This is a genomic window from Vreelandella xerophytica (genome assembly GCF_968048975.1).
In genome coordinates this window covers 1214128-1236322 of record NZ_OZ309106.1, presented here as the reverse complement: position 1 = coordinate 1236322, position 22195 = coordinate 1214128, and the positions used below count along the sequence as shown (strand labels likewise).

Sequence of the window (22195 nt, the reverse complement as noted above, 5' to 3'; positions counted from 1 at the left end):
GTACAGCACCCGTGCAGGCGGCGAGTTAAAAGTCGAAAAACTGAAACAAACGTCTTTTAACCTTGGCGTGATTCAACCGATGCCCGACCCGGGGACACCATGACACTCAAACCGCTTCAACATGTTTCGCTTCGCACGCTGGCCATGGCGGCACTCTCGCTTATCTCGCTGTGCGTGCTGGCCTTTGCGCTGCTCACCTGGAGCGTGATCAAGCAAAGCCAGAACGACTTGACCCTGCTTGAGCGGGTCAACGTACAGCAGGCTTCGTCCTTGAACCGCCTGCACATCGCAGGCCTTGAAGGCCTCCACCGCCTCGATCGCGCCCTCGAGCGCCAGCTTCGTCCCTCCCTTGGCGACCCGGTGGAAGCGCTGGAGGCCGTGGAACACGAGCTGGACGAGATGACGCATGCCTTGGCAACGTTTCTGGCCGCGACACGGGATTACCCCGGACGCGATGCGATAGAAGCACGCGCCACCGCGCTGATTGACACCATGACACGGCAACTGGAGGCGGTGCGCACCGGCGACCGGGGCGGGTATCGTCAACTCACCGTCGAGGCGTTACTGCTGAGTCAGGCGTTTACCCTGGAGGCCCGCGCCTTTTACCAGCTGGCAAACCGACAAGGCACCTATCTGTTGAGCCAGGCCCAGCAGCGTGCAGGCACCCTCGGGCAGTGGCTGGTGGCAGGCGTGGGGGCTGCCATCGGTCTTTTGCTACTGATCGCCTATGTCGGCCAGCGCTTTTTCCTGCGCCCGGTCAAAAAACTGGCACTGCATTTTCAAACTCTTGCCCAGGGCGATTTAAGCACCGCCATAGAACGCCCCGGACGCAACGAGATCGGTCGGCTCTACGCTGAGCTTGAGACCATGCGCCACGCCTTTATCGACACCATTACAAACCTTCACGACCAGAGCCGGGCGATGTTTGAAAGCGCCCAGCGCCTGGCACTGGGTAACGAAGATCTGGCCATCCGTACTCGCCAGCAGCACGCCTTCCATGAAACCACCACGGCCAATCTGGAGGAGCTGACGACCCATACCGCTTCCACCGCCCGGTACGCCACGGACGCTGAAGATTTGACCACCACCGCCAGCACGCAAACGACCCAGGCCAATCGAGTGATGGACAATTTTCTCGCCACCATGGAGCGCATTCACGAGCGCGCCAACGAAGTGGACGGCATCGTCGGCACCATTGACGCCATTGCCTTTCAGACCAATATTCTTGCCCTCAACGCGTCGGTAGAGGCCGCCCGGGCCGGCGTCCAGGGCAAGGGATTCACGGTGGTGGCCCAGGAAGTGCGCGGGCTCGCCACTCGGAGCGCCGAGGCGGCCCAGCAAATCAAGACGCTTCTGGCCGACTCGACCCGTCAGATTCAGCACGGTCACGCGCTGTCGGGCCAGGCAAGCGCCACCCTGTGCGACATTGCCGAGACCACGGACAAGGCCAACCGCCTGATGGCGCATATCGCCGAGGCCGCCAAGGAGCAGCACCGTCATATCGAGCGCCTCAATACCACCCTTGTCGAACAGACCCAGGTCAACCGCGCCAACAAGGAGCAGGTGGAAAGCAGCGCCCAGGACGCGCTGGCCCTCGAGAGGATCGCCGAGCAGCTTCGCGAGGCAGCCAGCCGCTTCCGGATCGAGCCCGCCACGCAGCGCCCCTATACCTGGCAGCACGACCCGACACTTGGCCCATCGATGCCAGGTAATATCCACACGCCCCAAGCCTTGTTAGAGTAGAGCTCATTTGAAAAAGGAGCCCTACATGAATAACAGTTTACTGGCGCAGTTGAAGGCAATGACCAAAGTAGTGGCCGATACCGGCGATCTGGAGGCGATTCGTCGCTTTCGCCCCGAAGATGCCACCACCAACCCGTCGCTGATTCTGCAGGCCGCCCAACAGGAGGATCGCCGCGCGCGGCTGGCCGCTATCGCCCAGGAGAGCGCCGATATCGACGAGGCGGTGGACCGGGTCGCGGTGGACATTGGCTGCGAGATCAGCGAGCTGGTACCCGGCTACGTTTCCACCGAGGTCAGCTCACGGCTCTCGTTTGACCGTGACGCGACCATTGCCAAGGCTCACTCGCTGATCGAGCGCTACGCCAAGCAAGGGGTTGCGGCCGAGCGTATCCTGATCAAGACGGCCTCTACCTGGGAGGGCATCCAGGCTGCCCGCCAGCTCGAGCGCGACGGTATTCGTACCAACCTGACGCTGCTGTTCGGTTTCGCCCAGGCCCAGGCCTGCGCCGACGCCGGCGCCACACTGATCTCCCCTTTCGTGGGGCGTATTCTGGACTGGCACAAGACCCGCAACCCCGAAGGCGACTTCAGCGGCAACAACGATCCAGGGGTCCAGTCGGTCAAGCGGATTTACGAGTACTACAAGGACCACGGCTACGCCACCATCGTGATGGGGGCAAGCTTTCGCAACGTGGAGGAGATCAAGGCGCTGGCCGGGTGCGATCGTCTGACCATTTCACCGGCGCTCTTGAACGAGCTTGACGGACAACAAGGGGAACTTGCTCGGAAACTGAGCCCGGCAGATGCCAGCAGCGCTGTCGGTGAGCCACTCTCCCAGGCGGATTTTCGCTGGGCAATGAACGACGACGAGATGACCCACGACAAGCTCGCCGAGGGCATTCGCAAGTTCATGACTGACCAGAAACAACTCGAAGAGCTTTTGAGCAAGCTGCGTCAGCAGTAGGCCTGGTCACCCCGGACGCCAGGTCAATGGTGCCCGGGGCAGGCAAGTCATGACTTCAGCGTGTCTAGTGAACCGGCGTGTCCTGAGCTTCCAGCATATCCACCAGCGGCTGAAACTGCTCTCGGTTATGTTCGTTCATGTGCATCAAGATGCGGTGCGCTTCGAGAATCCGGTCGCGCAGGCCCTCTTCATCGGAAGGAACCTCGGGCAACTCGGTCAGTGTCTCGTTCAGCGCAGCAGCCCCCTGAAGCGGCGCCTCGATCAACGTGAAAAAGCGATCGAAGCCCATCACGTCGAGCATTTTTTGAATATCGGGGTTGTTGGCGATAATCGTCGGTGGATGCGCCAGGCGCCCTTTCACTGCCATGGCCACCTTGGCCAGAAAGCCCAGGGCGCTGGAGTCGACGTTGCTCGCCTCGCGCAGGTCGATCATTACCGTATGCAGCCCCGGCGTATCAGCCAGGCGCTGGGCTTGAACGTCCAGCGTCGCGCAGAGCGTCAGGCGCACATCGCCACAGAGTTTCAAGATAAAAACACCGGAATCGAATGCCGCTTTGATACGGCCTTCTTCAATCAGCATGACCAAATCCGCTCACCATCATGATTGTCAGGTCATCGAGTAAAGCATCGCGGTCCTGGTCGGCCTCATCGTCCGCCACCCCGTTCAGCAGCAGGGTGTTGGTCTGGGCTAGTCGGTCGCGCAACTGCTCAAGTGTGCCACTCTCGCTTACTAATTGCTCAAGCTCCATGAGCCGCGTGTCGAGCGTCTTACCCGGCAGGCATTCCAATACGCCGTCTGAACAGAGCCAAAGGCGGAAGTCAGGCGGAAGTTCACAGCTAAGCGAGGGGTATTCGATATCGGGAAAAAGCCCGACCGGCATCCCCTCGCCCTCCAGACGCACCAGGGCGTCACTGGTTACCAGTAATGGCATCGGCAGCTGTGCACCGAGCGAATAGTGAAGGGTCTTGGTCTCGCGGTCAATCACCCCGACAAAAAGGGTGGCGTGCTTGCCGATGTTGGTGTCTTGCAACTCACGGTTCAGGGCGCCCAGCCACTTGGCGGCAAGTGTATCGGGGTTCTGGCCGTTCCACTCGTTGAGCCAGCGATTGAACAGATACTTGAGCAGCACCGTGACAAACGCCGAGGAGGCGCCATGCCCGGAGACATCGGCAAAATAGAAAGCGCTGAAGCGCTCGTTGTAGCGCTGGTAATCGAGAAAATCGCCGGATAGATAGAGCGACGGTGCAAACCAGTAATCAAAGCGGGCGCCGTTGATCACCTTGGGATGAACCGGCAGCAGCCGGCGCTGGATATGCCCACCGCTTTGCTGATCCATGCGCAAAAGCGCCAGATGGGTTTCAAGACTTTCGTTGAGTTCCTCGAGCCTTTCGTGATCACGCTCGCGCTCGCGGGCCAGGGTGTGAAGCTCCACGGCCTTGCGAATCATCCGTCGTAGAAGCTCGGTATGGCGCAAGGGGTCGACGATATGGTCTAAAAGCCCGCTCTCCACAGCCTGGATGAGTCCGGCATCCTCCCGGGAATCACTGACCACCAGGGTCGGCACGCGCGCCGCCAGCAACGCCCACTGATCGGTCGGCACCACCCCGGCCTTGGCCACCACCAGGGCGGTCTCATCGGGCAGACGTTCGATATCCCGGGAGGCCAGCACCGCCATGTCGTGGCAGGCGATGGCCCGAGTCAGCGCTTCGCGCTCGCTTCCCGGCTCATCGATGACCGCGATGAGATATTTGGAATGATCCATGCTAAGCCTCAGTCGGCGAAATCGTCGTCACCAAAATCTGCATCGTCGAACTCGAAACTGTCCATGGCGAAGGGATCGTCACCGAGCTCACCGTCGTTGATCAAGAACTGGCGACGCTGAAGATAGGCATCGCGGATAAACCGGTAGCGATCTCCGCTGATCAACGACTCCTGATCCAGAAGCCCGGCGCGGGTGTCCACGATATTGAGCGCCGCCAGACTGATGCGTACCGCGTCGTCTTCGACGTAGGTGTTGGGGTGCGCGGCGATGTCCGCCGGAAGGCCGGTGGTATCGCGAAGAGTGCTGGGTCCGAGAAGCGGCAGCACCAGGTAACGCGAATCTTCCCAGCCCCATACCGCCAGGGTCTGACCAAAATCCTCATCGTCGGCGGTGATCTGCATATGGGTAGCGTAATCCAGAAGACCACCGATACCTACCGTCGTGTTGATCAAAAAGCGCGAGGTGGCAAGACCTGCGTTGGCGGGCTTGCCCTGCAGGATACTGTTGAGTGCGGTGCGAATCTCGCCCAGGTTGGAGAAGAAGTTACCCACACCTGTCTGCACCGGGTCCGGCGTAACGGTGCGATACCCGGTGGCTACCGGCTTCAGGGCGTAGCGGTCCAGTACATCGTTGAAGGCAAAGACACGCCGATTGAAGCCTTCCCAGGGGTCATCCGGGTGGGCCTGCTCTGATGAGGTGCCGGTGCTGGCACAACCTGACATACCTAGTGCAGCTAACAGCACCACTGGCAACATCCCTTTCAACGCCTTCTCTTTAGGCGCCTTGGTGGTTAACGACCTTAGCATGATAAATCCCTCGTTTTTTTAGGTATGTCCCGCTGTTTAGCGTCTTGCCACTAGCGCTACGGATCACCGGCAGCGTAGCACGACGCTACCGGCGCTATAACCCGCCCCGAACGAGCAGATCAGCCCGATATCTCCCGAAGCCAGGTCTTCCCGATGCAGGTGGAAGGCGATGATGGACCCGGCAGAACTCGTATTAGCGTAGCGATCGAGAATGATCGGTGCCTGAGTTTCGCTGGGTTCATACCCCAGTACTTTACGCCCGATCAGATCGTTCATGTGGCGGTTCGCCTGATGAAGCCATAGCCGCTTGACGTCGTCGCCCCTTAGCTCGAGCGATTCCAGGTGCGAGACGATCAGCCTGGCGACCATGGGGCACACCTCCTTGAAGACGCGCCGCCCTTCCTGTACGAAAAGCTTGTCGACGGCGAGCGGGTCGCTGTCCGTCACCCGGTTCAAGAAGCCTGCGTTATTGCGAATGGCGTTGGAGAACTGGGTCTCCAGACGCGTGCCCAGCACCTCGAAACGCTGCTTGGCCACCGCGATATCGCTTTGCTCGAGTACCACGGCGGTGCACGCATCGCCAAAGATGAAGTGGCTGTCACGGTCGGTGAAATTGAGATGCGCCGAGCAGATTTCAGGGCTTACGACCAGGGCCCGCTTCACGCTCTTAGCGGCGATGGCGTTGGCGGCGGTCTCGATGGCGAAGGTCGCGGAACTGCAGGCCACGTTCATGTCAAACCCGTAGCCCGCAGTACCCAGTGCATTTTGCACCTCGACGGCCACCGATGGATAGGCGCGCTCCAGATTCGAGCAGGCCACGATCACCAGCTCGATATCGCCGGGCTGGATACCGGCGGCCTCCAGTGCCTGCCGGGCGGCGTGGGTCGCCATCTCGCACTGAATCGAGGGCTCGTCATTGGCGCGGTCGGGAAGCCTTGGGCGCATCCGCTCGGGGTCGAGAATGCCCTCAGCGTCCAGCACGTAACGGCTTTTGATGCCCGAGGCCTTTTCGATGAACTCACGGCTGGAATGGGCAAGTGGCGTCCGCGTGCCTGCCTCGATGTCCTCGGCAAAACGGGCGTTTTGCCGGTCCACGTAGTTATTGAACGCCGCCACCAGGGCCTCGTTATCGATGGCGTGTTCCGGTGTATAGAGTCCTGTGCCGGTAATGACCACGTCACTCATGCTTGTTCTCCTGTTTGCGGCCTGGGGATGGCGTGTGTTGGCTGGGGCGCCGAATCAAGGGCGCGTGATCTCTTCCCAGTGTTTTTCAAGGCGCTTGGCCGATACGGGCATGCGGGTGCCTAGCTGCTGGGCGAACAGCGAGACGCGAAGCTCCTGAATCCACCAGCCAAACGCTACCAGCGCCGGATCTTCAACCTGGCCTCGCCGCTCGTTTTCACGTCGAGCGTCAAAGCGCGTTTCAAGCGCCTGGACATCGTTCATCATCATTTGGTCGCGGCCGCGCTCGCGGGGGGCTTTCTCAAGGCGAATCAGTGCGGCCTCGAAGTAACGGGGGTACTCCGAAAGCCATTCGCCTGCATCGCGGATGAAGCCAGAATAGACCAAACGCTGCATCTGCGCGCGCACATCGCTGTAAACCAGCGCCAGGGCAAAATTCAAGTTTCCCTTGAGGCGCTTGCTGACCTCCAGATGCCCTTTCAGCGCGGCCTCTACTTCCTTCAAGAGTTCGCGGGCGTGATCGAGAAGCGCACCCTCGACCTTGCCAAGGCGAACCTCAAGCTCCCCGGCCGAGCGCGGCAGCGGCGCTTGGGCCACCACCTGGGTAAACACGGCCAGCAGCACGTCGTCGATAAATGCCTGCTTGCTGCCCACGTTGGTAAAGAGCAGCGCGCACTTCTCCAGCGCCGGGAGGGCCTTGATCGCCTTGACCTGCTCAGGGCACTTGGTAATCGCCAGACGCGCAACACCCTCTTGATGGGCGGCCTCGGCCTTCGCCGGATGATCGAACAGGGCTACCTTGAACGCCCCGCCCTCGACGCTGAGCGCGGGGTAGGCTTGTACGCGAATACCCGCCTGGGTCGTCACGCGCGAAGCCGGCAGCGGGCTTTCAGGCAGCTCGTCAAGCACTGGCGCCTGGGACGCCTCCTTGGCCAGCGCCTGGGCGCCGGCGCTGGCCGCCTGCTCGAAACGTTTCTCGAGCGCGCGCACGTCGCGCCCCTGGCCGAGCGTTTCGCCTGCGTGATCCACCACGCGCACGTTCATGACAAGGTGGGGCTCGAGCAGATCAAGACGCCAGTCGTCCGGATGTACCCGGGTACCGGTACGCTGTCGGAGAAACTCGCCCAGCGCTTCGGTGAGCGGACGTTCGCCGGGAGTCAGCGTTTGCAGCGCCGCATCCACCCAGTCGGGAATAGGGACCACCTGACGACGAATACTCTTGGGCAGCGATTTCAAGAGCGCAATGCATTTCTCGCGCAAAAGCCCCGGCACCAGCCACTCCAGTGCGTGTATTGGCAACTGCGGCAGCATCGCGGCGGGTACCATAAGCGTGACACCGTCGTCTTCGGCGTGAGGCTCGAAGTGGTAACTCACCGGATACGCCACGCCGGAAAGGGTTAAATGATCCGGGTACTGGGCCTGGGTAACGTCTTCAGCGTCACGGGCCTTGAGGGTATCGATATCGAACTTCAAAAGCTCGGGGGTTTCGCGTTCGGCCTGCTTGCGCCAATGCTCGAACCCTTTGCCATTGACGATATCCGCTGGAATACGCTCGTCGTAGAAGGCGTAGAGGGTCTCTTCATCGACCAGGATATCCCGGCGGCGGGCCCGATCCTCGAGCGCTTCCACCTCATCGACCAGCGCCCGGTTATGAGCGAAGAACTCGCCCCTGGTCTGGAACTCCCCCTCCACGAGCGCCCGGCGGATAAAGATCTCCCGGGATTCTTCAGGGGCGATGGCCCCGTAATTGATGCGCCGGCGCGCAACGATAGGCAGGCCAAACAGAGTGACCTGTTCAAAGGCCACCACCTGGGCGCGCTTCATCTCCCAGTGGGGCTCGCTGTAGCTGCGCTTGACCAGGTGCTCGGCCTGGGGCTCGATCCACGCCGGGTCGATTCTTGCCACCGTGCGGGCGTAGAGCTTGGTGGTTTCCACAAGCTCGAAGGCCATGAGCCACTTGGGCGTTTTCTTGGCCAGTCCGGAGCCTGGATGAATCATGAACTTACGATTGCGCGCGCCCAGGTACTCCCGGTTTTCCAAGAGGTTGCCCAAGTTGGACAAGAGTCCCGAAAGCAGCGCCTGATGCAGCTTGTCGGAGGTCTTGCGGCGTGCCTGGCGCGCCTGCTCTTCGCTTTCATCCTCAGTGGCAGGCAGCGATGCGGGTACCTCGATATCCATATCACGCAGAAGCTGTCTGAGCTGACGGAAGGTATCGTGCCACTCGCGCATGCGCAGATAGTTGATGTAATGCTCGCGACACCAGCGGCGCAGCTGATTGCCGGATAGGGAGCTGCGGGCGTTTTCGATGCCATGCCACAGGTTCAAGAGCGCGACGACATCGGAGTCCGGGTCGTGCCAGCGCTGATGAGCCTGATCCGCCGCCTGGCGTTTATCCGCCGGGCGCTCGCGGGGGTCCTGAATGGCCAGTGCCGACACTACGATGAGCACATCGCGCAGGCTTTGCCGGGCCGCCCCTTCAAGCACCATCCGCGCCAGACGCGGGTCGATGGGTAGTCTTGCCAACTTGCGGCCAAGTTCGCTGATCTGCTCTTTGTGATCCACCGCGCCCAGCTCGAACAAAAGTCGGAAGCCGTCCTTGACAAAGCGGCTATCCGGCGGATCGACAAAGGGGAACTCTTCGATATTGCCAAGCTTGAGCGAGAGCATCGAGAGAATGACCGAGGCAAGATTGGTACGCTGAATTTCCGGGTCGGTGAACGCCGGGCGCGAGAGGAAATCGTCCTCGTCAAAAAGGCGGATACACACGCCCTCGGCGATACGCCCACAGCGGCCCTTGCGCTGGTTGGCGCTGGCCTGGCTGACGGGTTCGATCGGCAGGCGCTGGATTTTCGCCCGATAGCTGTAGCGGCTGATGCGCACAAGCCCCGGGTCGATGACGTAGCGGATACCCGGTACGGTAAGCGAGGTTTCCGCCACGTTGGTGGCCAATACTATGCGGCGCCCTCGGTGGGGCGCGAACACCCGGTTCTGCTCTTCATTGGAAAGCCGGGCGTAAAGCGGCAGAATCTCGGTGCCCTTGAAATCTGCGCGGCGCAGCGTATCTGCGGTTTCACGAATTTCACGCTCGCCGGGCAGAAAGATCAGGACATCCCGCGGGCCGTGCAGCCATCCCCTTTCGCGCTCGATGGTCTCGATCTCGGCCACCGCCTGGGTGATGCCTTCCTGTAGCGTGCGGTCTTCTTCGTCGTCTTCGCTTCTCGAAAGCGGCCGGTACAACACGTCCACGTCATAGGTACGTCCGGAAACCTCCACCACAGGGGCCGGCTGATCGTCCTGGCCAAAGTGGGCGGCGAAACGCTCGACGTCGATCGTCGCCGAGGTAATGATGACCTTGAGATCCGGGCGCCTGGGCAGCAGGCGCTTCAAGTAGCCGAGCAGAAAATCGATATTCAGGCTGCGCTCGTGGGCCTCGTCGATGATCAGCGTATCGTAGCGCCAGAGCATCGGGTCGTGCTGGGTTTCGGCCAGCAGTATGCCGTCGGTCATCAGCTTGACCAGCGTGGTGGGGGTGCTTTGATCGTTGAAGCGCACCTGATAGCCCACCTGCTCGCCAAGGGAGACATCCAGCTCCTCGGAAAGCCGGGTAGCCACACTGCGCGCGGCCAGCCGGCGCGGCTGGGTATGGCCGATCAAGCCCCGCCGACCGCGCCCGAGCTCCAGACAGATCTTTGGCAACTGGGTGGTTTTACCCGAACCGGTTTCACCGGCCACCACGACAACCTGATGATCGCGAATGGCGTTGTATATATCCTCGCGCCGCTCTACCACGGGAAGCTCGGGAGGATACTGTAGCGTTACCGGCGTCGATACCCGGCTGACGTAGTGGCGTCGGGCTTTTTCGAGTTCGCGACTGACCTCATCAAGGCCACGATCGATGGGCTTGTCATCCTGCAGACGACGCTTGAGCCCACCGATGCGTCGCGCCAAGCGGTGGCTGTCGCGAAGGGTCACCTCGGCTAGCGCCTGCTCAAGCTGCGTCACCTGCTGGGCATGGGTCAAGGAGTGCGTCTGGGTGGTCACGTTAGGCTCAAATCCCGTCCAAAAAATAAAAATTCGGCCCACCTGTCAAAGGAGGGCCGAACATTATAGCGCTTTCGTTAAAGGTAGGGCTAACCCACAGAGCCGCTCTAACCTTTCGAGCGGATTTCAGGACCTATTCTGTTCTTCACTCTGTTTTTCCTCAGCGCCCTGTCTTGTTGCATCGCTCTGCTTTTCCTCATCGCGCAGTTCGCGCCTTAATACCTTGCCTACGTTGGTCTTGGGCAGCTCGTCCCGGAACTCGATGTACTTGGGCACCTTGTAGGCGGTCAACTCTTTCTTGCACCAGCTGCGCAGCGTCTGCGCATCCAGGTCGCTGTTTTTGGACACCACGAAGAGCTTGATCGCCTCGCCGGCATTTTCATCCGGCACGCCCACGGCGGCTGCCTCGACGATATCTGGATGCCCGGTAACCACATCCTCGATCTCGTTGGGATATACGTTGAAACCCGAGATCAGGATCATGTCCTTCTTGCGATCCACGATGCGGATATAGCCATCGTCCTGTAGCACGGCGATATCACCGGTGTGAAACCAGCCGCCTGCATCGATCGACTTTTGCGTCTCGTCGTCGCGCTGCCAGTAGCCTTTCATCACCTGGGGGCCCTTGACACAAAGCTCGCCGGGCTCGCCGAGCGCGACGTCATGACCGTCGGCGTCCACCCCTTTCACCGAGGTGCCGGCCACTGGCTTGCCGATCGTGCCCAGTTGAATGGCATCGGTCGGGTTGAAGCTGACGACCGGTGAGGTTTCGGTCAGTCCATAGCCTTCCGCGATGGGGCAGCCGGTTACCTCTTCCCACCGATGGGCGGCGGCCTGGGTGAGCGCCATGCCGCCGGAAATGGTGAGCTTCAGGCGGGAAAAATCGAGCGAACGGAAATCGTCACGTTGGCAAAGCGCGTTGAAAAGCGTATTCAGCCCAATGAAGCTGGTGAACTCAAGACGCTTGAGCTCCTTGACGAAAGCAGGCAGATCACGCGGATTGGTGATCAGCACCGAGTGATTGCCCGTCTCCATCAAGAACAGGCAGTTCACCGTGAAGGTATAGATGTGGTACACCGGCAGCGGCGCAATGACCAGCTCCTTGCCGTTTTCCAGGTGCGTGCCGATCGCCATGCGTGCCTGCAACATGTTGGCAATCAGGTTGGTGTGGGTCAGCATCGCCCCCTTGGGCCGGCCGGTGGTGCCACCGGTGTACTGAAGCGCGGCCACATCGTCCGGGGCTCGCTTGACCGGTGTGAACTCATGCCGGGCCCCGGCTTTCATCACCTGGCGAAAACCGATAGCGCCCGGTAACCGGTAGGTCGGCACCATCTTCTTGACGTACTTGACCACCCCATTGACCACCCAACGCTTGGGAGCGTTGTGAAGATCGGCAAGCTCGGTGACCAGAACGTGGGAGATATCGGTTTTATCCAGTATCTTGTCAAGCTTGTGGGCCATATTCGCCAGGATGAGAATCGCCTTGGCGCCGGCGTCCTTGAACTGGTGGGCCATTTCACGCTCGGTGTAGAGCGGGTTGGTATTGACCACAACAAGACCCGCCCGCAGCGCACCGAACACGGCTACAGGAAACTGCAGGACGTTGGGAAGCTGGATGGCGATGCGGTCGCCCGGCTCAAGATCGGTTTCGTTCTGGATCCAGGCGGCAAACCGTGACGCATAGTCATCGAGTTCGGCAAAGGTAAGGGTTTTCCCCATGCAACTGAACGCGGGTTTATCGCTATAGCGTTTTACCGCCGTATCGAAGACGTCAGTGACTGAATTGTATTGATCCAGGCCTTCAAGCGCTGGGCCCTGTAGCATGGGAGCATCGGCGTGTTCGCTCATGGTGCAATCTCCGCTGTCCGTGTCGATATATGGACCGACCTTGTTGTTTTGGCGTTCTGTGAGACGAGCCTAAACGCCTAAGATATACGAGGGGCGTAACGCTGTAAAACGCCTGATTGAAACTCCTGTTTCAACGCGGCTGGTCCCAGGCACTCTACCATCATGTCGTCACATCAAATACTTACCGAAAAACCCCTCGATGAATCTAGTCAGTATGGTTCGTAACACGCTTTTATGCTCCCCTCCTGCCATACCAGAAGTTCACCGGGTGCCATGGTCTTCCATACCTCGTTATGGGTCAGCGGCTGAGTGGCAATGACCGATACGACATCACAGGCGGTGGTGTGCTCGCTGAAGTTCACCGTCATTTCGGCATCCGAAAGCTCCGCTTCGCCAAACGGCGCCTTACGGGTAATGTGGGACAACTTGGTGGAGCAGTAGCTGTAAAGTGACTCGCCATCACTGAGCAGCAGGTTGAAAACGCCAAGGCCGCGAAGCTTTTCGCACAGCGTGTGAAGCAGCTCGCCGACAGGCTCGAAAGAAGCGGGCGGGGTGGGAAATGCACGGCGTAGCTCGCCCAAAAGCCAGCAAAAGGCGTGTTCGCTATCGGTGGTGCCCACCGGGGTATACACATCCAGCGGCAATGCCTGCCAGCCGCTGAGCTGACCGTTATGGGCGTAGCACCAGGGCCGACCCCACATCTCCCGGGTGAACGGATGGGTATTATCCAGACGCACCCCGCCTACGTTGGCCTGGCGGATATGGCTGATCACCACGTGGGACTTGATGGGGTAGTCGCATATCAGGCGTGCAATGGGTGAGTCTATGGAGGGGTGCGGGTCGCGAAATTCTCGATACCCGCCCTGTTCGTAAAAGGCGATCCCCCACCCGTCGCGGTGAGGGCCGGTGCCCCCGCCGCGGTGCAGGAAGCCGGAAAAGCTGAAACAGATATCGGTTGGCACATTGGCGCTCATGCCCAGCAGTTCGCACATACGCCCTCCCGGGTCTAGTTGATCACGGGCTCGCGGCGGCGCGGCTCACCACTGCCACTACCGCTACGAGGTTTAGCGGCTGTGCGCTTGTTATTCGGCGGGCGCCTGTCGCTGGGTGGACGCTTGTCTTCCGAGGAGCGCCTGGCCGGGGCGCGCTCGACCGGGCGGCGTAGCCACCAAAGCGCCACGCCCACCAGAGCACCCAGCGCAATCCCCAGCAGCAGCCAGAACAGGCCGCCGCGAAGCGCCGCGCCACTACGCTCCATGAAGCTCACTGCCGAAACCATGGCCGCCGGGGCCCAACCGGTATAAAACTCGTTCTCCTCGATCAGTGGCAAGCTATAGCGCGCGGGCATCCACATGGCCCCCGCCACACACCAGGTAATCACCAGCCTTGGCAGACGCGGCAAGAGCGCCAGCGCAAAATAGACCGCAACGAGCACCACCAGCGAAACGCCGTAATAACTTAGCCATAGCAGTGACATTGAGCTTGTAAACAGCATAATACCCCTCGTGTGGGTGAACGCACCCGCGGTTGATTTCCCGTTATGGTACCTGTCAATTTATGAAAGCACAGCCCGGCATGCCCAAAGACTCTCCAGCGGCGCGCTATTATCGCGCCGATGACCCGGATTGGCACTGGTTAGAGCAACGCGACGCCCCCGAGGTAAGCGCATTCCTGACCAGTACCAACGAGGAGCACGCCCGCTGGTTCAGCCCTCTCGCCCCCTTTGCCGAGTCGCTTTATCAAAGCCACCTGGCCCGGCGCGAACTGGCGGTCAAAAGTCTCGAGACACCGCTTGACGTCTTTACGTTCTGGAGCGAAACCGACAAACATGACGACTACCCTCGCTGGTGGCGCAGGCCCCTTGACAGCACTGCCCCGCCCGAGTGCTTCTTCGACGTGGTGGCCAGAGCAGGTGACAGCGATTTTTTCGATATCGGCGACATGGCGCTTACTCCGGACGAGCAGTGGCTTGCCTGGAGCGAAGACACCCAGGGCGATGAACGCTACACGCTATGGCTTAAGGCGCTGCCCGACGGCGAGCCACGAAAGCTTGCCAGTGATATCGGCCCGGCACTTTGCTGGGCAGAAGACCAGACCCCGCAGGGCGCCACGCTTTTCTTCACCCGCTTCGATGCCACTCAGCGACCGGACAGCCTGTGGCGCTGTGACGTGAATTTCATAGCTTTCGAGCTCGATGCTCCTGCCACGCTGGTGTTTCGTGAAAACGACCCCGAGTTCTGGCTGGGGGTGGGAAAAACCCGCTCAAAGGCATGGCTTTTCATCGAGACCAGCGCCAAGGACACCACCGAGATTCTGGCGGTACCGGCCGCGTCGCCCAACACGCCCCCGCGCTGTCTGCATCGGCGATCAAAAGGGGTAGAGGTCAGCATCGACCACCGTCCCGGGACATTTTACCGGCTGCAGAACCAGGATGGCCCCCATTTCGCCCTCGACGTGCTGCCTGAACGCGCGCTGGGTGAAGATGCTGACTGGCAGCCGCTGATTCCCCATGACGCCGAACAGACTCTGGAAGGAATGGATGCCTTTGCCTGGGGGCTGATAATCGCCCAGCGACATCATGACGACGCCCAAACGAGGCTAAGACGCCTGGTACTGGACGATGACGGCGTCATCGAAAGCGAGGAACTGATCGCTCTGAATGAGACACCCAGCTCGCAACTTCTGGAGGACTCCCCTCACTTTGACGCCCAGGTGGTGCGATTGAGAGAAGAGTCGTTTACCAGACCCGCCAGCTGGTACGAGCTGGACCTTGAAAGCGGCGAACGCCGGCTACTGAAAACCCTGCCGGTTCACGGCGCACTCACGCCCGAGGCGCTTATCAGCAGACGCATCTGGGCGACAAGCCACGATGGCGAACAGGTACCTGTCTCGGTCGTGATGCGCGCAGACCTCGAAGGCCAGGCGCTGCCGACGCTTTTATATGGCTACGGGGCCTATGGCGAGCCGCTGGACCCCTGGTTTTCCATCGCCCGGCTGGAGCTTCTCGAGCGCGGTGTCGCGTTTGCCGTGGCCCACGTACGCGGCGGCGGCGAGCGCGGCGAACCCTGGTACCTCGATGGCAAGATGGCGCACAAGGAGAACAGCTTCAACGATTTTCTGAGCGCGCGTCAGGCCCTGGTGGACGAAGGCTTGAGCGATGCGAAAAGGATCGTGGCTTACGGTGCCAGCGCCGGCGGGCTTCTAGTCGGAACCTGCATCAATCGTGCGCCCGAGGCATTCTGCGCCGCCGTGCTGGATGTCCCCTTTCTCGATGTGTTGCGCACCATGCAGAACCCGGAACTGCCGCTGACCACCGCCGAGTACAGCGAGTGGGGCAACCCCGAAGACCCGGAGGTGGCGGCGCGCATTCAGGGCTACTCGCCGGTGGACAACATCCAGGCACAAGCCTATCCGGCGCTCTGGATCGAAGGGAGCTGGTTCGACACCCGGGTAAGCTACTGGGAGCCCGCCAAGTTCTATGCCCGCGTTGCCCAGGCCCAGAAGGCCAGCGCTCCGGTACTGCTGTATACCGACATGGACAGCGGCCACGGCGGCGCCTCCGGACGCTTCAAGGCCTGGAAGGATGGCGCCCGTCAGGACGCGTTCATTCTCTGGGCATTAGGCCTTGGCGAGAGAGGCCCCGAAAAAGCCGAGGTGTCAGCCCTCTGAAGGGGCATTGACCCCGCATTCAAACATACAAGCAGTAAAAGAAAGCACCCGTGGCCCTGCTGCCGGGTGCTTTTTATTTTTATGAAAAACCTTTCCATAAAAATTTTAATGCGCCATAATAGCCGTTAGTTGCATAGACCAAAGTCTATGCTTGCTGATTCAGAGCCACTGTATATCGATAGCGCTTGAAGCGCCGGAGAAAATCATGAAATACCAAGAGCGGTTTTTAACCATCTGGGATACGCCGACCAAGCAACCCGCCAAACCCGCCAAGGCGCGCATCTCCCTGACCAAAAGTCTGGCGCTGTTTGCCGCATTCAAGCGCTAAACTGCCTACTCGATGGGCAGTATGGCGATGATGTGCTCCTCCCACTCCCGTTCGGGCACAGCGTCTTGCGAAACGGCAAAGCTTCGTACGCTCACGCCTTTACGGTGAACCCGCTCGGCGTCGTTGCTTAAAAGCGGATGCCATCCGGCCAGCTTGCGCCCTTCTGCCACGCGGCGGTAGCCGCAGGTAGCGGGCAGCCAGGTAAATTCCCGTACCAGGGCCGGGGTAAGCTGGGTACAGTCGGGGACGCTGTCAAAACGGTTTTCGTAATCGCTGCACTGACAGCTATGGGTATCCAGCAAACGACACGATACGCCCAGTACCGCAAGCTCCTGGGTCTCGTCATCGTGTAGCTTCAACAAACAGCATTGGCCGCAGCCGTCACAAAGCGCCTCCCACTCCTCGGAGGTGAGCTCTTCCAACGGATACTTTTCCCAGAAGCGTTCGCGCATCGCGCCCTCGTCTTGTGATACTCGTCTTCGGTTTGCACCTGTGTGCGCCTCTTCAGAAGTCATCTTTACAAGGTTCGACCTCCAGGCCGTGCCTTCAAAGTACGGCTCTTCAGATACTGCCCTTCAGATACCGTCAGCCCGTGTCAGCTGATCGGTGCATTCGGACCAGAGGATCTGAAAGTGCTCCTCAAGCCAGCCATAGTCGCGCCCCAGCCAGGGGATGAGCGCCTTGAGCCGGTTGGGCCCTGAAAGCCGCTGCCCTACCCCTTCGATGGCTCGACAGGTGAAATCAAAATCGGCGTAGTTTCTTAACCAGTCATGCTTGACCAGCGCCGGCATCATCTGTGCCAGCCGGTTCGGGGCCGGCTCTCTGGACAGGAGCGCGTACAGGCGCTCCACCAGCGCCTCGAATTCGGCCGTATGAAGCAACTCCCGAGCCAGAAAGTGATCCCACAGGATATCCAGGGCAATACCGGCGTAGCGGCGCTGGCCCTGCGGGGCACGCTCCTTGGCGCGCTTGATGATTTCATGAGCGTCCACCCAGGCATCCACTCGCCGGTGGTGGCGAATGCCCTGGGCGACCGCGGTCGGCCAGGGCGTCAAATCCTGCCCTTTGACGCCATCGGCAATCACGTTCCCCAGCAAGAACGCATTGGAGCCCTGGCGAGCAAGCCAGGCATGGGCAAGAAAGTTCATGAAATGCGGTTGACGTGGGCCCGATGAATATCCAGCAGATAAGCCTCTTTGGCCGGTGGCATCTGAAGGTAAAAGCCTTGTTCGTCAATCGCCGCGATGACGTCTTCGGCCTTCACCCGCGCAAGCGTCTTGTCTGGCGTCAAGATCATGGTCAACACCGGCACGGGCTTGCCGAAGGTCTCCATGAGCGCTGCGGGCACCGGGTCACAACCGCGGCGTTTATCCACGTAGAGATACATCTCGTCCTTACGCGAACTTTTCAAAATCTCGCACAAGAGTTTATCGCTCATGCCGCGCTCTCCTTGAGGGTCTCACGTAAGGCATCGTTTAAACTTTCACCCCGCCAGCCACCCGGTAACGCCAGGGGCTCGCAAGCCAGGTGCTGCATCACTAGAGCTTCGATATCACGACGACGCATGAGTACCTCGGGAGCGATCTCGAGCGCGGCCGCCTTGGCGGTAATCACTTTCTTGAGCGCTTTCAAATGGCGCTTGAATGCGGGTTCAGCGGGGTCGGGCCAGGCGGCGGGCAGCGCCTGCTCGGGGCAGTGCTGAGCTTGCCTGACAAACTCCAGCAGTGCATCGCCCTCCTTTTTGACCAGCGAGGGTTTTACCCCCTCCACTGCCGCCAGCTCATAGCGGTTCTGGGGCATCGTCTCGGCAATGGCGAACAGAAGCTTGTCGCTGACCAGCCAGTTGCGCGGCAGGTCACGTCGACGGGTTTCGCCCTCCCGCCAGGCGGTCATCAGCTGGTACGCTTTCAGCGGGCGGGGGGCAAGCCGCCAGAGCTGGCGCTGGCGGGTGTACCAAAGCGCGTCACTCTGCGCGTTTCTATCCGCCTGATCAATCTGTAGAGCGCACTCTTCATTTAGCCATGCCCGGCGCCCCAGCATCTCGAGCTTGCCTGCCTGCAGCGCCCAGACCTGAAGCAGGTAGATCACGTCCAGGGCAGCGTACTCGCACTGCCCGGGCGTCAACGGCCGCGTCAACCAGTTCGACCGGGTCTCCTCCTTGGGCAATATTTCACCCACCCAGAACTCGACGAGTTTCTGATATCCCATGGCGGGCACCTCGCCCAACAGGGCCTGGGCAACCTGAGTATCCACCAGCGGCGTGGGCAGTACTCCCGCCCAGAGCTGGAAGACTTCCAGGTCCTCGCTGCAGGCGTGAAGCAGTTTGAGGGCCTGGTTCTGCATCAGCGCTTTAAACGCCGGGGTGCAGGGGGTGGCCAGCGGGTCGATCAGATAGGCCTGCTCCCCTGCTGAAAACTGAATCAGGGCCGGAATGGGGAAGAAGGTGTTTTCACGGAAAAACTCCGTATCCAGAGCGAGCACGCTGGCATCGATCACCTCCAGACAGGCGGCGTCGAGCTGTTCGGCGGTCTCTATCCAACGATAGTTCGGGGCAGTTAAGGCGGACACGGTAGACTTCCCTGTGAATACAACCGTCAAGCGGTTGCGACAGTGATATAAAAACGCAGCGGGGTAATACTATTCAAGACCGAACGGCAGACGGCCGTTGAACGCACGGCTCAGGGTGCCGCCATCCACGTACTCGAGCTCGCCGCCCATGGGCACGCCATAGGCAAGACGCGAAAACGCCACGCCATAGCGGGCAAGCTGGGAGGCGATATAATGCGCCGTCGCCTCACCCTCGACGGTCGGATTGGTCGCCAGCACGACCTCCTTGACGAGACCTTCACTGACCCGGGCTTCGAGCAGCTCCAGCCCTATCGCTTCCGGCCCGATCCCGTCCAGCGGCGACAAATGACCATGCAGCACGAAATAACGTCCCTGAAAGCCTCCCGCCTCTTCAATGGCGAGCTGGTCCGCAGGGGACTCCACCACGCACAGAAGCGAGTCGTCACGCCGCGCGCTTTCGCACAGCGCGCATATGTCGGCCTCGGTCAGGGTACGGCAGCGCTGGCAGTAGCCCACCTCTTCAATGGCCTGCTCGATCACGCCGGCCAGGCGTTTGCCGCCTTCGCGCTCGCGCTCCAGGAGGTGCATGGCCATACGCTGGGCCGTCTTGGGCCCAACGCCTGGGAGCACGCGAAACGCTTCGATGAGCTGCTCGATTAACGGCGAAAAGCGCATCGCTTAAAACGGCATCTTGAAGCCAGGCGGCAGGTTAAGACCCGCGGTGGCTTCTTCCATTTTCGCCTTGGAGTTGGCTTCGACCTTGCGCACGGCGTCGTTGACCGCCGCGGCCAGCAGATCTTCCAGAAGTTCCTTGTCTTCTTCCAGGACGCTTGGGTCGATGGTGACGTCGCTGACGTCGTGTCGGCCGTTCATGGTGACCTTGACCATACCCGCGCCGGCTTCACCGAACACCTCGGCCTTGGCCGCCTCTTCCTGAACCTGCTGCATCTTTTCCTGCATTTCCTGAGCCTGCTTCATCAGGTTGCCCATTCCACCTTTGAACATGGTCGTCTCTCCTTGGGTAATCGATCAATGCGTATTGCTGAAGGTAAGCGTATGCCGTGAATGCCCGGCTGTCATGAGGCATCGAACGCCGTGGGCTTCACGCTGGATTCGTTAAGCGTTGCCCCGAAGGCTTGCTGCAACTTTTGTATATTGGGGTCGCGGTGCAATAGATCAACGGCTTTGGCGTGGCGCTCGCGCTGAAAGCGAAGATCCTGCTCCCGGGGCGTTTCGACGCCGGTATCGAGCTCGGCCACCTCGAAGGTGATCCTGCGCGTCAGGCCCTGTCCATCCAGCGCCTTTTCGATACGCGTTTGATGAACATCGGCCTGCATCGCCGATTGGCTAGGGTCGAGCATCAGCACGATCGTATGCCCGTCATCGCTTGCCAGCTGGCAGTGCGCGGCCAGATTCCGGGTTAGCCCGCCAAGGCCCAGCGCATTGAAAAGACTCAGCCAGCGGGCGTGGTCGAGCCGCGTATCCGGCCCGACTGACGCCTGATCAGTCACAGGCGTGGACGCGCCACCGGCGGCGGGGGTTGGCTCAGGCACTTCGGGCTCAAGCACTTCGGATTCGGGCGTTTCGGGTTCCAAAACGCCTTCGCTTTTCTCGGGCACGGCGTCTTGTTCGGTCTGCCGCTCAAGCGGAGCGTCACCGTCGAGCGCGGGTTCGCGAAAGGCGGGCTCGTTCGGCGGCGCCTCAAGGACGGACTGCCCCGCGAAATCGTCGGCGTCCGATGAGTCAGGCCCGAGCGGTGCGGCGTCATCGGAAAGCGGCTCGTCCATCGCCCAGGGGGGCGGCTCGCTGTCGGCAAGGCCTGGGGAAGTCGCCTGCACCGGGGCGGGCGCTTCTGGCGGCGCAGGTGCAGGCTTAGGCTTTTTTGGTTCGGACTCGGCTGCACCGGGCGCGCTTGGCTCGAGTGCTGGCGGCTCGGCGTTTGCCGGACTAGGCGACGAGGCAGGCGCCTCTTGCCGGGAAGCGGGCTCCGGACGAAGGGGCAGCGGCGTGCGCGGCGGCTTGGGTACCCCCTGAGGGCGAAACGCCAGCATACGCAGAAGCGTCATTTCCAGCGCGCTGCGCAAATCCGGCGCGTGCTCCATATCGCCTCGGCCCTGAATACCGATCTGATAGTAAAGCTGGATATCCTCGGCGGTGAAGCGCCCGGCAAGGGCGAGAATCGTCTCCCGGTCGCCGTGGCTGTTGTCCACCGCGCCAGGCACCATCTGTGCTACCGCAAGACGGTGCAGAATCGTTGTCAGCTCATCGAGTACGGCGGCAAAGTCAGGGCCCTGTTCGGCAAGCGTGGCCACCTCGGCCAGAAGGGCCTGAACGTCCACTTCCGCCAGCGCTTCGACCAGCGCCATGATGTGGCGATGATCCAGCGTTCCCAGCATCGCGGCGACGTCGGCGTAGTGTACCGCTCCCTGGCCGAAGGCAATCGCCTGATCCGTCAGACTCATGGCATCGCGCATGGAGCCTTCGGCGGCCTTGCCAAGCAGCCAGAGCGCGCGCTCTTCAAATTCCACACCTTCCTCGCCAAGGACAAACGTCAGGTGCTCGACCACCCGCTCGGGGGGCATATGCTTGAGCGTGAACTGCAGACAGCGAGAGAGCACCGTGGGCGGCAGCTTCTGCGGGTCGGTGGTGGCCAGCAGGAATTTCACATGGGGCGGCGGTTCTTCCAGGGTTTTCAGCAGGGCGTTGAAACTGCTGGTCGAGAGCATATGCACCTCATCGATGAGGTACACCTTGTAACGCCCCTGGGTGGGGGCATACTGGACGTTGTCCAGAAGCTCCCGGGTATCTTCCACCTTGGTGCGTGAGGCGGCGTCCACCTCGATGAGATCGACAAAGCGCCCTTCATCGATGGCGCGACAGCTATCGCACTGACCGCAAGGAGTCGAGGTAATCCCTTCATCGCCGCGCCCGCCCGCCGTACAGTTCAAGCACTTGGCGAGTATGCGCGCAAGGGTGGTCTTGCCCACCCCGCGGGTTCCGGTAAACAGGTAAGCGTGATGAAGGCGCCCCTGGTCAAGGGCGTTGACCAGGGCGCGCTGAACATGGGTCTGCCCCACCAGCTCGTGAAATGTACGCGGGCGCCATTTGCGGGCCAGAACCTGATAGCTCATTGAGCACTACTTCCTTTGGCGGGCTAACCCGCCCGATGACCCTTGGTGGGGCCACCGGGCGGGTGAACGTCAAATAACAATCTAGATGGCAAGCTAGATGGCAAGGCGCCATTCTAGCGGCTGGGTGCGTGCCCGCCAACCGCTGGTCACGA

Annotated in this window: 19 protein-coding genes; 4 read left to right on the top strand and 15 right to left on the bottom strand. The window is 60.8% G+C overall.

The annotated features are described in order from the left end of the window. Positions 1-99 precede the first annotated feature (99 nt). Both ACWF8S_RS05895 and tal read left to right on the top strand, forming a co-directional pair. Positions 100-1743 carry a methyl-accepting chemotaxis protein gene (locus ACWF8S_RS05895; protein ID WP_447555912.1) on the top strand — a complete coding sequence of 548 codons (1644 nt, stop codon included), beginning with the start codon at positions 100-102 and terminating at the stop codon, positions 1741-1743. 25 nt (positions 1744-1768) lie between these two features. Continuing rightward, a complete protein-coding gene (gene tal, locus ACWF8S_RS05890) occupies positions 1769-2707 on the top strand; it encodes a transaldolase (RefSeq protein WP_447555911.1) in 939 nt (312 codons plus the stop codon). Between the two features lie 64 nt (positions 2708-2771). Here the strand turns inward: tal and ACWF8S_RS05885 are convergent, their stop codons facing one another. The 8 genes from ACWF8S_RS05885 to ACWF8S_RS05850 form a co-directional block, all read right to left on the bottom strand. Further along, entirely contained in the window at positions 2772-3287 is a 516-nt protein-coding gene (locus ACWF8S_RS05885) for an STAS domain-containing protein (protein WP_447555910.1), read from the bottom strand. Beyond that, on the bottom strand, positions 3277-4470 hold the full coding sequence (locus ACWF8S_RS05880; protein ID WP_447555909.1) for a PP2C family protein-serine/threonine phosphatase: 1194 nt from the start codon (positions 4468-4470) through the stop codon (positions 3277-3279). Before ACWF8S_RS05880 ends, ACWF8S_RS05885 begins: the two co-directional genes overlap by 11 nt. 8 nt (positions 4471-4478) lie before the next feature. Then, the gene (locus ACWF8S_RS05875) at positions 4479-5276 is read right to left on the bottom strand and encodes an MlaA family lipoprotein (RefSeq protein ID WP_447555908.1); all 798 of its coding nucleotides are present in this window, start codon (positions 5274-5276) and stop codon (positions 4479-4481) included. A gap of 63 nt (positions 5277-5339) precedes the next feature. Beyond that, the gene (locus ACWF8S_RS05870; RefSeq protein ID WP_447555907.1) at positions 5340-6461 is read right to left on the bottom strand and encodes a beta-ketoacyl-ACP synthase III; all 1122 of its coding nucleotides are present in this window, start codon (positions 6459-6461) and stop codon (positions 5340-5342) included. Positions 6462-6515: 54 nt separating this feature from the next. Continuing rightward, positions 6516-10478: an ATP-dependent RNA helicase HrpA gene (hrpA, locus tag ACWF8S_RS05865; protein WP_447556552.1), complete on the bottom strand. Its 3963-nt coding sequence runs from the start codon at positions 10476-10478 to the stop codon at positions 6516-6518. Positions 10479-10625: 147 nt separating this feature from the next. Continuing rightward, on the bottom strand, positions 10626-12347 hold the full coding sequence (locus ACWF8S_RS05860; RefSeq protein ID WP_447555906.1) for an AMP-binding protein: 1722 nt from the start codon (positions 12345-12347) through the stop codon (positions 10626-10628). A gap of 209 nt (positions 12348-12556) precedes the next feature. Further along, positions 12557-13339 carry a class II glutamine amidotransferase gene (locus ACWF8S_RS05855; protein ID WP_447555905.1) on the bottom strand — a complete coding sequence of 261 codons (783 nt, stop codon included), beginning with the start codon at positions 13337-13339 and terminating at the stop codon, positions 12557-12559. A 14-nt stretch (positions 13340-13353) separates the two neighbouring features. After that, positions 13354-13842 (bottom strand): hypothetical protein, encoded by a 489-nt coding sequence (locus tag ACWF8S_RS05850; RefSeq protein ID WP_447555904.1) that lies wholly within the window; start codon positions 13840-13842, stop codon positions 13354-13356. A 62-nt stretch (positions 13843-13904) separates the two neighbouring features. Here ACWF8S_RS05850 and ACWF8S_RS05845 point away from each other — a divergent pair, with 62 nt between their 5' ends. Together ACWF8S_RS05845 and ACWF8S_RS05840 are read left to right on the top strand one after the other, a co-directional pair. Further along, a complete protein-coding gene (locus ACWF8S_RS05845) occupies positions 13905-16016 on the top strand; it encodes a S9 family peptidase (protein ID WP_447555903.1) in 2112 nt (703 codons plus the stop codon). A gap of 205 nt (positions 16017-16221) precedes the next feature. Continuing rightward, entirely contained in the window at positions 16222-16344 is a 123-nt protein-coding gene (locus ACWF8S_RS05840; RefSeq protein WP_447555902.1) for a hypothetical protein, read from the top strand. A 5-nt stretch (positions 16345-16349) separates the two neighbouring features. On the opposite strand, the gene ACWF8S_RS05835 is transcribed toward ACWF8S_RS05840, so the two are convergent. The 7 genes from ACWF8S_RS05835 to dnaX all read right to left on the bottom strand — a co-directional run bounded on the left by ACWF8S_RS05835 (position 16350) and on the right by dnaX (position 22043). Further along, positions 16350-16796, bottom strand: coding sequence for a YcgN family cysteine cluster protein (locus ACWF8S_RS05835; RefSeq protein ID WP_447555901.1), 447 nt, complete (start codon positions 16794-16796; stop codon positions 16350-16352). 123 nt (positions 16797-16919) lie between these two features. Next, positions 16920-17492, bottom strand: coding sequence for an acyl carrier protein phosphodiesterase (locus ACWF8S_RS05830; protein WP_447555900.1), 573 nt, complete (start codon positions 17490-17492; stop codon positions 16920-16922). After that, positions 17489-17782, bottom strand: coding sequence for a YcgL domain-containing protein (locus ACWF8S_RS05825; protein WP_447555899.1), 294 nt, complete (start codon positions 17780-17782; stop codon positions 17489-17491). The genes ACWF8S_RS05830 and ACWF8S_RS05825 overlap by 4 nt, the downstream gene beginning before the upstream one ends. After that, positions 17779-18912, bottom strand: a complete 1134-nt coding sequence (rnd, locus tag ACWF8S_RS05820; RefSeq protein WP_447555898.1) for a ribonuclease D — start codon at positions 18910-18912, stop codon at positions 17779-17781. The genes ACWF8S_RS05825 and rnd overlap by 4 nt, the downstream gene beginning before the upstream one ends. A gap of 69 nt (positions 18913-18981) precedes the next feature. Beyond that, complete coding sequence (recR, locus tag ACWF8S_RS05815; protein ID WP_447555897.1) at positions 18982-19587, bottom strand: recombination mediator RecR; 606 nt, start codon at positions 19585-19587, stop codon at positions 18982-18984. A gap of 3 nt (positions 19588-19590) precedes the next feature. Then, positions 19591-19917, bottom strand: coding sequence for a YbaB/EbfC family nucleoid-associated protein (locus ACWF8S_RS05810; RefSeq protein WP_447555896.1), 327 nt, complete (start codon positions 19915-19917; stop codon positions 19591-19593). A 71-nt stretch (positions 19918-19988) separates the two neighbouring features. Next, entirely contained in the window at positions 19989-22043 is a 2055-nt protein-coding gene (gene dnaX / locus ACWF8S_RS05805) for a DNA polymerase III subunit gamma/tau (protein ID WP_447555895.1), read from the bottom strand. Positions 22044-22195 lie beyond the last annotated feature (152 nt).

Excerpts from the sequence above, each read along its gene's own strand:
- ACWF8S_RS05860 (WP_447555906.1), bottom strand. The coding sequence starts at position 12,347 with ATGAGCGAACACGCCGATGCTCCCATGCTACAGGGCCCAGCGCTTGAA.
- ACWF8S_RS05880 (WP_447555909.1), bottom strand. The coding sequence starts at position 4,470 with ATGGATCATTCCAAATATCTCATCGCGGTCATCGATGAGCCGGGAAGC.
- ACWF8S_RS05850 (WP_447555904.1), bottom strand. The coding sequence starts at position 13,842 with ATGCTGTTTACAAGCTCAATGTCACTGCTATGGCTAAGTTATTACGGC.
- recR (WP_447555897.1), bottom strand. The coding sequence starts at position 19,587 with ATGCGCTTTTCGCCGTTAATCGAGCAGCTCATCGAAGCGTTTCGCGTG.
- ACWF8S_RS05835 (WP_447555901.1), bottom strand. The coding sequence starts at position 16,796 with ATGCGCGAACGCTTCTGGGAAAAGTATCCGTTGGAAGAGCTCACCTCC.
- ACWF8S_RS05855 (WP_447555905.1), bottom strand. The coding sequence starts at position 13,339 with ATGTGCGAACTGCTGGGCATGAGCGCCAATGTGCCAACCGATATCTGT.
- ACWF8S_RS05885 (WP_447555910.1), bottom strand. The coding sequence starts at position 3,287 with ATGCTGATTGAAGAAGGCCGTATCAAAGCGGCATTCGATTCCGGTGTT.
- tal (WP_447555911.1), top strand. The coding sequence starts at position 1,769 with ATGAATAACAGTTTACTGGCGCAGTTGAAGGCAATGACCAAAGTAGTG.
- ACWF8S_RS05830 (WP_447555900.1), bottom strand. The coding sequence starts at position 17,492 with ATGAACTTTCTTGCCCATGCCTGGCTTGCTCGCCAGGGCTCCAATGCG.
- ACWF8S_RS05810 (WP_447555896.1), bottom strand. The coding sequence starts at position 19,917 with ATGTTCAAAGGTGGAATGGGCAACCTGATGAAGCAGGCTCAGGAAATG.
- ACWF8S_RS05875 (WP_447555908.1), bottom strand. The coding sequence starts at position 5,276 with ATGCTAAGGTCGTTAACCACCAAGGCGCCTAAAGAGAAGGCGTTGAAA.
- ACWF8S_RS05895 (WP_447555912.1), top strand. The coding sequence starts at position 100 with ATGACACTCAAACCGCTTCAACATGTTTCGCTTCGCACGCTGGCCATG.
- ACWF8S_RS05870 (WP_447555907.1), bottom strand. The coding sequence starts at position 6,461 with ATGAGTGACGTGGTCATTACCGGCACAGGACTCTATACACCGGAACAC.
- ACWF8S_RS05825 (WP_447555899.1), bottom strand. The coding sequence starts at position 17,782 with ATGAGCGATAAACTCTTGTGCGAGATTTTGAAAAGTTCGCGTAAGGAC.
- dnaX (WP_447555895.1), bottom strand. The coding sequence starts at position 22,043 with ATGAGCTATCAGGTTCTGGCCCGCAAATGGCGCCCGCGTACATTTCAC.
- ACWF8S_RS05840 (WP_447555902.1), top strand. The coding sequence starts at position 16,222 with ATGAAATACCAAGAGCGGTTTTTAACCATCTGGGATACGCCGACCAAG.
- ACWF8S_RS05845 (WP_447555903.1), top strand. The coding sequence starts at position 13,905 with ATGAAAGCACAGCCCGGCATGCCCAAAGACTCTCCAGCGGCGCGCTAT.